9 protein-coding genes are annotated in these 15100 nt (G+C 65.2%); 4 read left to right on the top strand and 5 right to left on the bottom strand.

Features of this window, described 5'->3' with window-relative positions; translation table 11 throughout:
* Nucleotides 1-73: 73 nt before the first annotated feature.
* Entirely contained in the window at nt 74-2074 is a 2001-nt protein-coding gene (locus tag PSAL_RS19145) for a polysaccharide biosynthesis tyrosine autokinase (RefSeq protein ID WP_196941947.1), read from the top strand.
* A gap of 50 nt (nt 2075-2124) precedes the next feature.
* Here PSAL_RS19145 and PSAL_RS19140 read toward each other — a convergent pair whose 3' ends face one another.
* From PSAL_RS19140 to PSAL_RS19125, 4 genes are all read right to left on the bottom strand, one after another.
* On the bottom strand, nt 2125-3885 hold the full coding sequence (locus PSAL_RS19140) for an SLC13 family permease (protein WP_119840375.1): 1761 nt from the start codon (nt 3883-3885) through the stop codon (nt 2125-2127).
* 197 nt (nt 3886-4082) lie between these two features.
* Nucleotides 4083-4877, bottom strand: a complete 795-nt coding sequence (gene cysQ, locus PSAL_RS19135; protein ID WP_119840374.1) for a 3'(2'),5'-bisphosphate nucleotidase CysQ — start codon at nt 4875-4877, stop codon at nt 4083-4085.
* Nucleotides 4878-5046: 169 nt separating this feature from the next.
* Nucleotides 5047-6084, bottom strand: a complete 1038-nt coding sequence (locus tag PSAL_RS19130) for a ParB/RepB/Spo0J family partition protein (RefSeq protein ID WP_119840362.1) — start codon at nt 6082-6084, stop codon at nt 5047-5049.
* A gap of 172 nt (nt 6085-6256) precedes the next feature.
* Complete coding sequence (locus tag PSAL_RS19125; protein WP_119840361.1) at nt 6257-7642, bottom strand: AAA family ATPase; 1386 nt, start codon at nt 7640-7642, stop codon at nt 6257-6259.
* A gap of 502 nt (nt 7643-8144) precedes the next feature.
* On the opposite strand from PSAL_RS19125, the gene PSAL_RS19120 reads away from it, so the two are divergent.
* From PSAL_RS19120 to PSAL_RS19110, 3 genes are all read left to right on the top strand, one after another.
* Nucleotides 8145-9176: a replication initiator protein A gene (locus tag PSAL_RS19120; RefSeq protein WP_119840360.1), complete on the top strand. Its 1032-nt coding sequence runs from the start codon at nt 8145-8147 to the stop codon at nt 9174-9176.
* A gap of 80 nt (nt 9177-9256) precedes the next feature.
* Nucleotides 9257-9586, top strand: coding sequence for a hypothetical protein (locus PSAL_RS19115; RefSeq protein ID WP_119840359.1), 330 nt, complete (start codon nt 9257-9259; stop codon nt 9584-9586).
* A 222-nt stretch (nt 9587-9808) separates the two neighbouring features.
* Nucleotides 9809-11251 (top strand): mannose-1-phosphate guanylyltransferase/mannose-6-phosphate isomerase, encoded by a 1443-nt coding sequence (locus tag PSAL_RS19110; RefSeq protein WP_119840358.1) that lies wholly within the window; start codon nt 9809-9811, stop codon nt 11249-11251.
* 703 nt (nt 11252-11954) lie between these two features.
* Here the strand turns inward: PSAL_RS19110 and PSAL_RS19105 are convergent.
* The gene (locus PSAL_RS19105) at nt 11955-14942 is read right to left on the bottom strand and encodes a hypothetical protein (protein WP_119840357.1); all 2988 of its coding nucleotides are present in this window, start codon (nt 14940-14942) and stop codon (nt 11955-11957) included.
* Between the last annotated feature and the right edge of the window lie 158 nt (nt 14943-15100).

Genomic DNA, 15100 nt, shown 5'->3' with positions numbered 1-15100 from the left:
CCCCCTCAGGCTAGGGTTCCCAGATTATGAGTTTGACGTGCATATGAATAAACTGAACGGGCCCGCTGCCTACGTGAAGCTTCCCCCGCCACACGCCGATGCCCCCCCTCCCGAAACCGCTTTCTCCCTGGATATCCTGCTGCAGCTTCTGCGGCGCGAGAAGATGACGCTTCTGGGATCGGTTCTTCTGGGGCTCGCCCTGGGCCTGCTCTTCCTGATCTTCTTCACCACGCCGCGCTACAGCACCACCACCACGGGGATGCTGGACAGCAATTCCGCGCAGATTGTGGACCTGGCCAGCGTCGTCGGCTCGCTTGCGGGGGACACCTCGGAAATCACCACGGAACTCGAGGTGCTGCGCAGCCGGAAACTGCTGGAACAGGTCGTCGACCGCATGGACCTGATGCAGGACCCGGAATTCAATCCCAGGCTTGCCCCCCCCGGCCTCCTGCAAGGCCTGCTGTCACAGGTCAAGAGCTGGCTGCCCTCCAGCAGCTTCGACCTTGATCCCGCGCAAAACGACAAGGTGACCCTGGATGCGGTGACCGAGCGGCTCACGCAGAGTCTGTCCGTCAGGAACATCCCCAACAGCCTGGTCTTCAGCGTGACCGCCACCACCCGGAACCCGCTGAAATCTGCGGAACTCGCCGATGCAGTGGTCCTGACCTATATCGACGACCAACTTGTCCTGAAGACCGGGGGGCTGGACGATGCCTCCGACTGGCTTTCGGAACGGGTGACGGCGCTTTACCAGGAGCTTCAGGATGCAGAGACCGAGTTGAGCGCCTTCAACATCTCGACCGATCTGATCAGCCCCGAACAGCTGACGGGGATGAACTACCAGCTGAAGGATATCCGCAGCCGGATCGCCGCGCTGGAAACCTCCCGTCTGGGCCTGGAAACGGAACTGGCCGCCCAGGGGCCCGGCGCGCCCGCCGGGTTGACCGACAATATCGACCGCATCCGCAGCCAGATCGATGCCCTGCAGACCTCCGGCGACATGCTGGAGGAAAAGCTGCGTCACCAGAGCCTCGAACAGATCGAGCTCAACCGGATCACCCGCGAGGTCGCTGCCCAGCAGGAACTTTACGAATATTTCCTGCGCCGCCTGCGCGAGACCACCAGCATGACCGGGATGCAGGCCCCCGACAGCCGCATCCTGTCCCGTGCGACGATCAACCTTTTCCCCTCCTCGCCCTCGGTACCGACGCTGCTGACCATCTTCGCGGTGCTCGGCCTGCTGACCGGTGCGGGCCTGGTGCTCTGGCGTGAAAGACAGACCCGTACCTTCCGCACTGCCGAGGACCTGGAAAAGTTCACCGGGCGCCGGGTGCTGGGTCAGGTGCCCATGGTGCCGGCGCGGGCGCGCAAGGATGTCATCGGCTACCTTGCGGACAAGCCCACCTCGGCGGCGGCCGAAGCGATCCGCAACCTGCGCACCTCGGTGCTGCTGACCGATACGCAGCGTCCGCCGCAGATCATCGGTACCACCTCGGCGGTGCCCTCGGAAGGCAAGACCACCACGGCCCTGGCCCTGGCGCAGAATTTCATCGGTCTGGGCCAGAAGGTCCTGCTGATCGAAGGCGACATTCGCCGCCGCATCTTCGGGGAATACCTGACGGTCGACGAGGATGGCGGGCTGATTGCCGTGATGGAGGGCCGCATCGCCCTGCAGGATGCGGTGGTCCAGTACGACAAGGTCAAGGCCGACATCCTGGTGGCCGGGACCTCGACCCAGAACGCTGCGGATCTCTTTTCTTCGCAGGGGTTCGAGCGGATGCTGGAAGAGGCCCGCAAGACCTACGACACGATCATCATCGACACCGCCCCCGTGCTGCTGGTGCCCGATGCCCGCATCATCGCCCGGCATGTGGATGCGATGCTTTTCGTGGTCGCTTGGGATTCGACCTCCAAGGAACAGGTCACCGCGGCATTGGGCATGTTTGACGGCCTCGGCGTCCAGATCTCCGGTCTGGTGCTGAACCAGGTCGATCCGAAGGGCATGAAGCGCTACGGCCATGCCGGTCGCTATGGCGCCTATGCCGCTTACGGCAGCAAGTACTACACCAACTGAGGCGGCCCCCTCGCCGGGGGCCCCTCCTCCCCCCTGGCGGCGGCCGCGCCTCAGCTCAGCGGCCAGATCAGCGGGATCACCGCGCTGACGATCAGCCCCATCGACAGGTTCAGCGGCACGCCCACGCGCAGGAAGTCGGTGAACTTGTAGCCCCCCGGACCATAGACCAGCATGTTGGTCTGGTACCCGATGGGCGTGGCGAAACTGGCCGAGGCCGCGACCATCACCGCGATGACCAGGGGCCGGGGGTCGACCCCCATGGCCTGGGCCAGGCCGATGGCGATCGGCGTCACCACCACGGCCACGGCGTTGTTGGACACCAGTTCGGTCAGCACGGACGTCAGCAGGTAGATCGCCCAGACCACCAGGAAAACCGGCAGGTTCGACAGCACCGGCGTCAGCCCCTGCACGATCAGCGTCACCGCGCCGGTCTGGTCCAGCGCCTGCCCGATGGCCAGCATGGCAAAGATCATCGCCAGCAGGCGACCGTCGATGAACTCGAAGGCCTCGTCGGAATCGATGCAGCGCGTCAGCAGCACCACCGCCACGGCAATGATCGACAGCGCCAGGATCGGCGCCACGCCGAAGGCCGCCAGCACCACGATGGACAGCAGCGCAAGAATGGCGATCGGGGCATGGCTGCGCCGGTAGGCGCGGTCCGTCGGCTGGCCGACATCGACCATGTCCATGTCGTTGGCCAGCCGCTTGATATCCGCCGGCGCCCCCTCCAGCAGCAGCGTATCGCCGACCCGCACCACCAGCTGATCCAGCTGCTGGCCGATGTTCTGGTTCCGCCGGTGCGCGGCCAGCGGATAGACCCCGTAGCGCCGTCGCAGCCGCATGGAGCCAAGCGAATGGCCCACCATCCGGCAGCCCGGCGTGATCAGCACCTCGACGGTGGTCGTCTCGACCGCGCTGACCTGGTCGACGCGCTTCAGGCTCTTGTCGCGCTGCAGGCTCAGCAGTTCGGTCATCTCGGTACGCAGCACCACGCGGTCGCCGACCTGCAGTTCCACCCCCTTGAGGCTGTGGCGCAGGCTGTCGTCGCCGCGCACCACGTCGATCAGGCGCACGCCTTCACGCTTGAACAGCTGCACGCCGGTGACCTCGCGGCCGATCAGGTTGCTTTCGGGGGGCACCACCGCCTCGGTGAAGAACTTCATCTTCGAGCGCGAGGACAGCATTGTCGCCATGCTGTCGCGATCGGGCAGCAACCAGCGCCCGGCGACGAACAGATAGAACATCGCCCAGGCGACCACGATGATGCCGATGGGCGTGACTTCGAAGATGGAGAAGGGCTCCAGCCCCTGGGCGCGCGCGACCCCGTCGACCAGCAGGTTGGTCGAGGTGCCGATCAGCGTCATGGTCCCGCCGACGATGGCGGCATAGCTGAGCGGGATCAGCAGCTTGGACGGCATGATGCCAAGCGCGCGGGCCAGTTGCACGAAGACCGGGATCATCACCACGACCACCGGCGTGTTCGACACGATGGCCGAGGCGGCGATGACGAAGCCGAACATCCCCGCCAGGGCCAGCTTTGGCCGCCGCGTCGCCTGACGCGAGGCCACCTGGGTAAAGGTCTCAAGCGCGCCCGTGCGCACCAAGGCCCCCATGATCAGGAACATCGCCGCGATGGTCCAGGGCGCCGGGTTCGACAGCACCTGCAGCCCCCGGTCGTAGGGCAGCAGCCCGAGGATCAGCATGACCGAAACGCCACCCAGGGCCACGACCTCGGTCGGATAGGTTTCGCGCACGAACATGACGAACATGACCAGCACGACCAGCAGGCAAAGCGCCGCTTCGCCGGTCATGCCGCCGATCAGGCGGCCGGTAAGGTCGGGGATCAGCCCGGGGATCAGAAACGCCATCCGCCCCCCCCGGTGAAAACCGCCGGGAAGCCCGCGATGGAGTGTCCCGCGAACCGCCCGCCCCGGCGGACCGGGTGTACTGGGTGTACTGGGCGCGCCGGGCCGGCTTCGTGAATGTGATACGCCATGCGGCTTGCCGTTCAGGCCTCTTTCAGGTCGACAGCCGGAGCATAGGCAATGAAGAACGGGTTCGCATAGCCTTCCTTGCCGTAGACCAGCGGCGAAAGATCGTCAAAGCGCACCACCTGCCCGCCCGCGCCGGCCAGGACCGCATGTCCGGCCGCCGTGTCCCATTCCATGGTGCGCCCGACCCGCGGATAAAGATCCGCCTCGCCGGTGGCCACCAGGCAGAACTTCAGCGAGGAGCCGGCGCTTTTCATGTCCTTGACGGCATATTTGCCGATGTAATCGTCCGTCGCCTGATCGCGGTGGCTTTTGGAGGCCACGACCATCAGCGCGCTGTTGTCGCTGTCGGCCACCCGGATCGGTTTCAGCTCTCCGGCGGTCTCGCCGAAGGGGCCGAGTTCCTCGACCGAAGAACCATCCGCCAGCGTATAGAACATGCGGTCCCGGGCAGGCGCATAGACCACGCCGCGCGTGGGGGTGCCGTTTTCAACCAGGGCGATGTTCACGGTGAAATCGCCGCGCCGGTTGATGAATTCCTTGGTGCCGTCCAGCGGATCGACGATCAGGAAGGTATCGGCGCTTTCCGAATGGGTGGCCGCCTGTTCCTCGGTCACCAGAAGCACATCCGGGAAGGCCGCCCGCAGCCCGGCCGAGATCAGCGCATCGGCGGCCTCGTCGGCGGCCGTCACCGGGCTTTCGTCCGACTTGGTCTTCACCTCGAAATCGTCGGAATTGTAGATCTCCATGATCTTGTCGCCGGCCTCCAGCGCGAGGGTCCGCATGACTGTCGTCAGTTTTTCGAAATCCACTCTGTTCTCCGTCGTGTTGCCGATCAGACTTTCGGGCGTCCTCATCCCCTTCCCTCCTATCCCCGTCATCCCACCCGCTGCAAGACAAGCCTGCCCCGCCCCCCATCCCGGTCGGGCGCGCCGGTTCATTTGCCCGGTCCGGCAGCGACGACGGCAGCCGCGATCCAGATCAGCGACGCTTCAGCCAGGATTGCAGGTCTTTCATGAGCGCGGCATCGACCCCCGGACCGTTCAGCACGATCTGCCCCGCCCCATCGTCGAAGCGGATCTGTACCGGCGCGGACCGGTTTTCGGGCGGCGCAGCGGGGGCAGCGGATCGACGCCCCCGCCCCGCGTCGCTGGCAGAAAGACGCGCCTGTTCCTCTTCTGCATTGTCCGCGGGGCTGCCCCCCAGACCGTCGAGCAGCGCGGCCGCCGCAGCGGGATCCTCCAGCCGCTTCGCCAGATCCAGCCCCAGCCGTTCACCAATGGCCGTGGGAAAGCGCAGCACCCCGTCCAGCGCCTCGACGATCAGGGTAAAGCTCTTGATCTTGGAACGTTTCGCGCGCGAAACATTTGCGAAAAGTCCGTTCAGCGCCGCCTTGAGATCCGGATAGACCCCTTGCTCGACCGCCTTCACGGCAATGCGTGCGCGTTCGTAATAGCTCAGCCCGACGCGGATCTCGTTTTCCTCGACCATGGCAACATAGGCGTCCGAGGCGCTTTTCGGGGCCCGCACCAGCGCCAGAACCCGGCCGAAGGTTGCGTCCTCTGCCGCCAGCCGCCCGAGCGCCGCCAGCCGTCGCCAGCCCGAGATCAGCCCGTAACGCGGGCTTGCCCCCTCGCCCCGGTCGACGACCTCGATGGGCGTCTGCTGACCACGGGCCCTCAGGCTTTCGACCAGTGCGGACAGCTCCTGCTCATCGGCGAAGATCCGGTCGCGCACCAGATGGCCCGCGTCGATTTCCGCAAGTGCCAGCACCTGCACCAGTCGCCCCTCGTCCCGGGCCCGCTTCATGCTGTCCGCCAGCTCGCTCAGCGCCGCTTCGGCCGAGGCGGCCGCCGCCACCTGGGCGATCGGCGGCTTGGTCCGCGCCGACCGTCGAGCAACTCCCAACGGATACCCCTTGGTCTCCAGGTCCTCGGGCATCGGCTCGGGTCGCAACGCCTCCTCTTCGGAAGACAGGAATGTCGGATTGGCGGGTGTCAGACGTTTACGTTTGGCCATTCCGGGACCTCCTTTGTCATGCTCGCGACGGGGCTCTGGCGGCGCGCACAGTCAACGGCCCGTTTGTTTCGCGCGCGAAACAAATCCCGTCCCCCGTTCATCCTGTCAAGAACACTCCGGGGGACTATCGCAAAGCGAGAGGGGGGTTGGCCCCCTTTTCCCGCCAGCCGCCTCATTCCGCCGGCTCCGCTTCTTTCGCGGCCAGTTCGTCGCGCCGCCAGGTGGCCAGCAGCAATCGCTTGAATGCCGCATAGGTCTCGTCGAACGTCGCGCGCCCACGGGCATAGGTCTCGCGGTTGAAATCCCGGTAGTCGGCTTCGTAGATCCCCGAGACCTGTTCCCCGGCCTGGCCGATGAGCGCGGTGAAATCCTGCCGTTCCGGCGTCAGGACGGGGCCGAGATAAGCCTGCATCAGGGCCGCCAATTCGCCCTGCTGGGCACCGTCGTAGCGGGTGATCACCGCGCGCACCGCATCCCATTCGAAGGACAGTTCCGGCCGACCAAGGGCACGGGCGGCGATGTTTTCCCCTTCCTCGATCGAAGCGAAGGTGGAATGCAGCATATCGAAGAACCGCCCCGTGCTGTCGAATTCCAGGAAGGAGGCCCCAAGGGGCACCAGCAGGATATCCGCCGCCGACAACCCGTTGATCGTCAGGTAGCCGAGCGCCGGGGGCGTATCGAGGAAGATCACATCGTAATTATCCAGCACACCGTCGGCCTCGAGCACTTCGGTCAGCGCATCCCAAAGCTTCCAGCCGCGCGCCTGCATCCGCCAGACAGGGATCTGGAACTCGGACCAGTACAGGTTCAGCTGCGCGCCGATCAGGTCGATATTGGGCCAGTGGGTGGGCTTGATCAGATCGGCGGCCTTGACCGAAAGCGCCTCGGACAGGGTGTCGTCCAGGGGCAGGGGCGGGTCACCCCGGTCCAGCCGGCGCTGGTTGTCCTGGCGCAGGTATTCGCCGTAGTGACGCGCCAGCAGCGGAAAGACCGTCTGCCATTCATCTTCGATCTGACCGCCGAAGATCGAGGTCATCGACCCCTGGGAATCCAGGTCGATCACCAGCACCTTGTAGCCATCGAGTGCGGCCGACATCGCCAGGTGCGCGGCGGTCGAGGTCTTGCCGACCCCGCCCTTGAAGTTCGCCACTGCCACCATCTTGGCCGGCAGCCCCTCGGGGCGATAGGGCAGGTATTCCTTCGACTTCGACCCTTCGGCGGCAAAATGGGCGCGCAGACGCAGGACCTCGTCCAGGGTGAACCACTTGGCCCCGCTTTCGGTTTCCGAACGTCCCTGGGGCAGATCCGGATTGGCTTTCAGCACGCGCCGGAAATGCGGCGTCGCCACGGGAATGAGATAGCGGGTGATTTCCCAGGTCGAAAACAGGCGCAGGCGCTTTCTCCCGCTTTCCTGCATCCCGCGCGAGGAAAGGTCGGAGCGTCCCCTTGCACAGGCTTCTGCGATCTCGGCAAACCGGGCGCTGGTTGCCGGGGCGCCAAGGTCGCGCAGGGCGCGGTCGGGATCGATGTTGAAATAGGGCGGTTGCTCGTCTTTCATCCGTGCCTCCGGAAAGTTCTTGTCGGGCCGTTCCGTTTTGGGAGGCCATAATAAGTGCTCTGTTTACATGAATGTACCACAAAAGAGAGCACGTGAAACGCTAATACGCATGTCCTTCTGGTTTTCTATGAAAATCGGAGGGTTCCAGCCGGGAAAGACGGCAGATTTCATGTCTCTCGAAAAAATATGAGAGTTATATTTGTGTTATTTATAGTGTTACGGAGTCAGAGGCTTTCGGGCAATTCCTTGTTTCAGATGGGCTTTTGACGATCTCAGGATCGGCTTGCGATTCCAAACCCACGATAGGGTGACTCTGAACCCCCGACAGAGCGATTCCGAACCCCCGTTGGAAAAGCTGGACCAGAGGGTGTCGCAGCCTTAGGGTGAGCGTCAATGAAACCACGAAAAAGGCCGGGGTTCCGCAACAGGCACAGCGGGCATCCGGACCGGGTTCAGGGCCTCGGAAAAGAGGCGGCGAAACGGGCAGCAAGGCGGGCAGGCCATGAGTGCGATCAGTGTTCCGGACGGGACAGGGCAGGGGCCTACCCTTCTGCCGGACCGTCACAGGCAGGTGGATTTCTTCATTTGCGACATCTTCGATGCCATCCCCAAGGATGACATGGCGACGATGGAACATCCCGTCTTTTCGCTGTCGACCCGGCCTGACCGGCGCATCCTGTCCTATGAACATCGTGGCACCAAGGTTGAGGTTACCCCTTCGGTCAAGGGCCTGGCGACGATCCACGACAAGGACATCCTGATCTTCTGCATCAGCCAGCTGATGGCGGCGGTGAACGCGGGCCGGGCGGTCGGCCGCACGCTGACCCTGCGGGCCCATGACCTGCTGGTGGCCACCAACCGCGAGACCAGCGGCGATGCCTATCGCCGCCTGAAGGAAAGCTTTGAACGGCTGGCGGGCACCAGGATCACCACCAATATCGTCACCGGAGAGCAGGAGGCCACCACCGGTTTTGGCCTGATCGAGACCTGGCAGATCGTCAAGAAGACCCGCGGCGGGCGCATGGTTTCCGTCACCGTGACGCTGTCGGACTGGCTGTTCCGGGCGGTGATGTCGAAATCGGTGCTGACGCTCAGCCGCGATTATTTCCGCCTGCGCAAACCTCTGGAACGGCGGGTTTATGAACTGGCCCGCAAGCATTGCGGACGGCAGCCCGAATGGCGCGTCTCGGTCGAGGTGTTGCTGAAGAAGTCGGGCAGCGCCAGCCCGCGCCGGGTCTTCCGCAAGATGATCCGCGACATGATCGAAAGCGGCCATCTGCCGGATTACGAGATGGTGGAAGAGCCGGGGGATATCATTCGCTTTTCCCGCCGCGCCCAGGTGGTGGAAGCCGGCCCCGAGGCGCCGCCGCTGTCACCCGAAGCTCTGGACGAGGCGCGTCGCCTGATGCCCGGCGCGGATGTCTATGCGCTGGAGGCCGAATGGCGCGATTTCTGGGCCGGCTCGGGTCGCCCCCGGTTGCGGTCGGTCGACAGGGCCTTTCTGGGCTTTCTGCGCAAGAAGGCCACGGGCTGATCGCGGCGACCGGGGGCCGTTTGGGGCGTGGTTCGAGTATGGCGCTGTTTCGCGCGCGAAACATTTCCAGGAGGCCGCACATGGCCATCACCAACTTCTATCACCAGCCGGTCTATATAATGACCGAAGAAGAGACACTCGAGGGCACCCCTTGCCTGATATGGCTGTCGCCGGGCGCGCGCTACCCCGGCGGGCATGACGGGGTGGCCCTGCCGGGGCAGGGGCGGGTCTGGAAGTGCCTTGGCAAACAGGTCGGCGGTCTCTTCCTGGGGTTCCCGACGCGGGTCCATGCCGATGGCCGGGTCACCGGGCTATGGACCTTTGCCCTGCGGGATCCGGATTTCTTTCAGCGCCACCCCGAATGGCAGCCCCTGCAGGATGTCGCCATGGCAGGATACGAGCCGCCATAGGGAAATGCCTGGCGGCGGTTTTCCGTGAGGCCGGGCGGAAGGTGGCGTTGCATCGCGGAACCTGCGGGTAGATAGGGGAAGGCGCGGCGCATCCTGCCCCCTGCCCGGGACAGCGCGTCACGCAGGCTTGCGAGGTCCGGCGCCGGGATTGGGCCTTGAGATCGGAAAGGCACTGGCTAACAGTTGCCGCAATGCACTTTAATCCGAGAGGATAACGACAGGATGGCACCTACGACGATTACCCCCGTCTTGCTCTGTGGCGGCTCGGGAACGCGGCTTTGGCCACTGTCCCGGAAAAGCTATCCCAAGCAGTTCGTGCCCATGACCGGGACCGAGACCCTCTTTCAGGCCTCGGCCCGGCGATTTTCCGGCGGTGACGAGGACCTGGTCTTTACCGCGCCCATGGTGCTGACCAATTCCGACTTCCGCTTTATCGTGACCGAGCAACTGGCCGAGGCGGGTATCGATCCGGGGGAGATCCTGATCGAACCGGAAGGCCGCAACACCGCCCCGGCGATCCTGGCCGCGGCCCTGCGGCTGGCCGCCACGGACCCCGAGGCGATCCTGCTGGTCGCGCCTTCCGATCACGTGGTTCCCGACATCCCCGCCTTCCGCGCCGCGGTGGCGCGCGGCCTTTCCGCCGTCAGGGCAGGGGACATGGTCACCTTCGGAATCGTCCCGACCCGCCCCGAGACCGGCTATGGGTACCTCGAACTGTCCGGGCCGCTCGACGCCAGCGGTGCGCCTCTGGCCCTGTCGCGCTTCGTCGAGAAACCTGATGCCGACCGGGCCGCGGAAATGGTCGCGGCGGGGAACTATCTCTGGAACGCCGGGATCTTCCTGCTGCGCGCCGGAGATGCGATTGCCGCCTTCGACGCCTTCGCGCCGCAACTGATGGCCCCGGTCCGGGCGGCTGTCGAGGAGGCGAAGACCGACCTCGGATTCCTGCGCCTGGCCCCCGAGCCCTGGCAGCAGGCCGAAGATGTCTCGATCGATTACGCGGTCATGGAAAAGGCCGCAAACCTGTCGGTCGTGCCCTTCACCGGGGGCTGGTCGGATCTCGGCGGCTGGGATGCCGTCTGGCAGGCCAGCGCCCCGGATGCGGAGGGCGTCGCGACCTCCGGCGAGGCGACGGCGATCGATTGCCGCAACACGTTGCTGCGCTCCGAGAACGACCAGGTCGAGGTCGTCGGGATCGGGCTGGACAATATCCTGGCCGTGGCGACCGGGGATGCCGTTCTGGTGGCGGACATGTCCCGCGCCCAGGAGGTCAAGACGGCCGTCGCGCTGCTCAAGGAAAAGGGCGCGCGCCAGGCGACCAGCTTTCCCAAGGAACACCGACCCTGGGGCTGGTTCGAACGGCTGGCCGATGGCACGCGTTTCCAGGTGAAACGCATCGTCGTGCATCCCGGCGGCGTGCTGTCGCTGCAAAGCCATTTTCACCGTTCGGAACATTGGGTCGTGGTCTCGGGCACGGCGCGGGTCACCCTGGACGACACGGTTACATTAATGACCGAGAACCAGTCGATCTACATTCCCTGCGGCGCCCGCCACCGACTGGAAAATCCGGGACGGGTGCCCATGGTACTGATCGAGATCCAGACCGGCGCTTACCTGGGAGAGGATGATATCATCCGCTACGAGGATATCTACGCGCGGGGCTGAGCGAAGATTTCGCGTAACCGCCAAGCACGGAGGCCTCTGCTGCAGGCTGCCATGGCATTGTTTCACCCAAGGCGGGCGACTGTCATGGCAGCAAACCGGCGTTCACCGGAAGCACCGATAATGCAATGTTATTGGACGCATTGAAACAGGGAAGAATGCGGCGGTTAGGGGTCGATTATGGCAACTATACCGCCGCGATCAGGAGAGGTGGCGGGAGCCGACAGACCTCGCTGGTTGTCGCGCTGGACGGGTCTTTGGGCACCTTGTACCGCCACTCCTGGATCCTCGGCGCGACTTGTGCAGCTTCTCCTGCGGTTCTGGTACGCAATGCTCCCTGAACCGGTGCTTGCGTTCGGTCACGGTCCCCTCACCCGTTGGGGTTTCCAGCTGGACAGCCGCCTTGCCCCGGAGCGCGGGTGACTTGCGGTTGAATGTCTCCGATCCTCGTCGAGGATAAGCAGGCAAAAAATCCCAGCCATGGTCGGTTTCGGCGCGCGCGCGGCTGGACATCTCCTTGATGCTGGTTTTTTCGATGCAGAGGTTCGGGGAGAATTTCAACGCTACTTCAGCGAAGTCGAGGACTACCTGAATTGCCTGAACGAAACCTCAGGCAGGATCAGAGATGATGCCGGAGTTCCCTGCTTTGTCCCGACGTCGCGCCCGGCAGTCCAGAAAATGCAGGTAGGGCACTCCCCTCCGCCGGTCAGCCGGGAAGCCAGCTGCCATGGTACCCGATCAGGGTCAGGCCTTGCCCCGGCGCCAACCCGGTCTCCGGGGACAGGGACTGCCCGGATTGCAAGAGATAGCCGGCAACGGGCTTTTTCGCAGTCGTGTCGGGCGGTGGAGTCAAGGGCAGGGTGACCTGCAGCTTCTGCCCGTCAAAGGCGGGGGGGCTGAGGGCGCTTATCCTGACCTCCTGCCCCGTGAGGTTCCAGGCGACCAGATGGATGACCGGGTCCAGCCGTCCCTGCCAGAAGAATTCGGCCCGCGTGGCCGTCCGGGAGAGGAATGTCAGGAAGCCGGGGGCCGGAGATCGGTCGGTCAGCCGCCGGACCGCCGCGCCGCCGCGAGAGCCGGGAACGCGATTGACGAACAGGTCGAACCCCTCGGACTGCGGCCCGATGTAGATGTCATCCTCGCTCAGCAGGTCCGCGATCCGGACCTCGGCGCCGGGCTCGTTCCCCAGGTCCCCGATCAGGAAACGCGGGGCATTGCGGATCCGGGCCCGGTCGATGATCACCCGGCCGTCCGGGCCCATCTGCCGCACGAGACGTGGCAGATGGGCCCGGGTGCCGGCCATGTCCCAGTCAAGCGCAGCGCATTCGATCCGACAGTTCTGCGGATAGAAGAGGGCGGCGGCCCTGGCATCCTCTGTCGGGGCATAGGACAGGGTGAGGTCGGGACAGACCAGATCGACCCCGTCGACATGCATCAGGGACCCCGCATACCCCTCGACCTGGGCTTCCAGGGACAACCGGCAGCTGGCCCGGTCCGTCGAGGTGCTGGTGAAGCGCAGCACGGGCGTCTTCTCGCCCGCGCCATTGTCGGGGCGCCGGAAGGTCATCTTGATCTGGTGTCCGCCGGTGCCCGTGCCGTAGACACCGACCGTCAGGCAGGATTGGGCGGTGACATCCGCCCTCAGCACATGATCCTGCCCGCGCAGCTGCACCCCGAAGAGCGAGGCCAACATACCGCGATAGCCGGGGCGGACCTTCACGTCGAACCGGCAGCCCAGGGCGTCGGGATGGGTGTCAAAGGCGTAATGTTCGCAGTCGTCCCCGACGCCTTCGACTTCGGCGCCGATCACGCCCCCGTAGCGGGTCAGATCGGTTCCCGGCAGGTCCCGAAGGCCCCGTGCACCGGTCGTGTAGACATGACGGCACCGCGCCCCGTAAAGGCCGGTATGGACCCCGCCGGTGCAGGCGTATTCGATCAGCACATAGCCAAAGGCATTGTACCGCTTGGCGGTCGAGGTGCGCAGGTTGGCCCCGTAAACGCCCTCGGTCCGGGCCTTGTAGCAGCTCAGCAGTTCCAGGTGTCCTGCGGCCCCCATCTGCGTTCCGACATTGCGCAGCCGTGGCCGGACCGCACCGGTCAGCAAGATGTGCGGGCTGTTGATCTGCGGATCGAACTCCGGCGCATCCGAGATTTCCAGGTCCTCGATCAGCACCGGCTGGTCGGTCAGCCGGACAAGGCGCGGGTTGCTGCGCAAATGGGCATGCATCGCCAGCGGCTGGGACGAGAACAGGTGCCGGCCATCCTCCAGCGCATCGATGCGGAAGGTTTCGCCCACGTATTCCCTGTTCTTGGCCTGGGACCAGGGGATCGGATCATCCGAGACGATCTTGACGACATCACCCACCTGCAGCCCCAGGGCGGTGACGTCCCGGGGGTCCAGCGTGATCCGGCTGCCGGTCGTGGGCGAGAACTGTCGCTTCCATTCGGCGGCAGGGGCGGTGCTGTCGAACTGCCAGGCCCCGTCCGAAACGACCTCCTCCCAGGCGGTGACATCCAGGGCGTCGTCCCCTTCGCGCGTCGCATGCACCCGGCCCTGGCCGCCAGCTTTCAGTGCCTCGGCCAGGTTGTCCAGCGTCTCGGGCAGGGAAGGGGCCAGAGGAACCAGCCTGTCCCGATCTGGCCCACCCCGGAGCGTGCGGTCCGGATTTGCGCCCGGGGTTCCGGCCGTCCCTTTCGCCTGTGCCTCTTCTGTAAAACGGTAGCTCTGGCCAAGGATGTCCAGCCGGTCTCCGGAGGTGAAATTTTTTCCCGAGGTGAGCCGCGTGACGGGATGGCCGGCCCAGAGCCGGGTGCGGGTCAGGTCCCGCACCGGCACAGGATCGGACAGGGAAAAGGAGATATCGAGCACCGGGCGGTTCTCGGCCCCGGCGGTACGCAGCAGCCGGGCTCCGTTGCCGATGATCGTGACCGGGCGGTCCCGCAGCGTGATGCCCCGGCTCAAACGGTAGTTATGGCCTTCTTCGAGCAGCACGGGACCGCTTTCCAGGGCCAGCGACAACGCGGTATCGGCATCTCCCGGAAAGGCGGCCAGGGGATAGCGTCCGCGCGGGTCGGGCTGTACCTGCATCCGCACGCCGCCGACGGTGACCAGGTGGGCCGCGCCCCCGCCTTCGGGGGGCAGGATGACATAGCTGAACCCGCCCTGGGCTACCTGTACAACGGCCCCGGGCCAGGCCTGCCGATAGGCCGGGTCCACGGGCGTGGCGTCAGCCTGATAACCCAGGCTGCGGTCTTCCAGAAGGTCCGCGAGAGACTGGAAACTGCCTGCGCTTTCATGGCGAAAGGCCGTGCGTATGCCGAGGCGCCGCCGGGCCAGAACCTGCTCCCCCGCCGCATCCTCGAGCACGATGTCGTAAAGCCCGTCCGCCAGGCAACACAGACCAAGGTCGCCCGTGTCATCGGCGATCATCGGAGTGTCGCGCACCTGGCTCATAAGGCCATCTGCATAGACCGTGCTGGCCGCGCCGGTCACCCCGTCCCGCAGGCTCAGCCGGGCCCGGGGCGGGATCGCGCCGGCCTTACCGGCCAGCAAGGAAGCCGCCGCGAAGGCAAAGCGGTATTCGCGCAGGAAGGTTTCGCCCTCCTGCTCCGCCGCGAGGCCGGGGCTGCCAGTCAGCCCTGCCCCCCCAAGTCCGGCCGCGCCACCGGCCAGAAAGCTGCGCCTGGTGACCATCTTCTTCCCATCTGCCGGAATATTCCCGTATCAGCTATCCCGATTCCCGGGCTGAAACAAAGGCTCTCGGCGGGAACATGTCGCTCGCGGCAGGAAGCTGCTGCTCGGATAAGCTTTTGGCTGTGAAAGCGAGGTTTACTTGCTCTTAATGGGAATTT

Origin of the sequence: Pseudooceanicola algae (genome assembly GCF_003590145.2) — a bacterium.
GTDB classification, from domain to species: domain Bacteria; phylum Pseudomonadota; class Alphaproteobacteria; order Rhodobacterales; family Rhodobacteraceae; genus Pseudooceanicola; species Pseudooceanicola algae.
The sequence above is the reverse complement of the archived record's forward strand: the minus strand, read 5'-3'. Positions and strand labels throughout refer to the sequence as shown.

Bases quoted from the DNA above. Each gene is read 5' to 3' on its own strand.
- PSAL_RS19140 (WP_119840375.1), bottom strand. From the start codon at position 3,885: ATGACCGGCGAAGCGGCGCTTTGCCTGCTGGTCGTGCTGGTCATGTTC.
- PSAL_RS19120 (WP_119840360.1), top strand. From the start codon at position 8,145: ATGAGTGCGATCAGTGTTCCGGACGGGACAGGGCAGGGGCCTACCCTT.
- PSAL_RS19105 (WP_119840357.1), bottom strand. From the start codon at position 14,942: ATGGTCACCAGGCGCAGCTTTCTGGCCGGTGGCGCGGCCGGACTTGGG.
- PSAL_RS19125 (WP_119840361.1), bottom strand. From the start codon at position 7,642: ATGAAAGACGAGCAACCGCCCTATTTCAACATCGATCCCGACCGCGCC.
- PSAL_RS19130 (WP_119840362.1), bottom strand. From the start codon at position 6,084: ATGGCCAAACGTAAACGTCTGACACCCGCCAATCCGACATTCCTGTCT.
- PSAL_RS19115 (WP_119840359.1), top strand. From the start codon at position 9,257: ATGGCCATCACCAACTTCTATCACCAGCCGGTCTATATAATGACCGAA.
- PSAL_RS19110 (WP_119840358.1), top strand. From the start codon at position 9,809: ATGGCACCTACGACGATTACCCCCGTCTTGCTCTGTGGCGGCTCGGGA.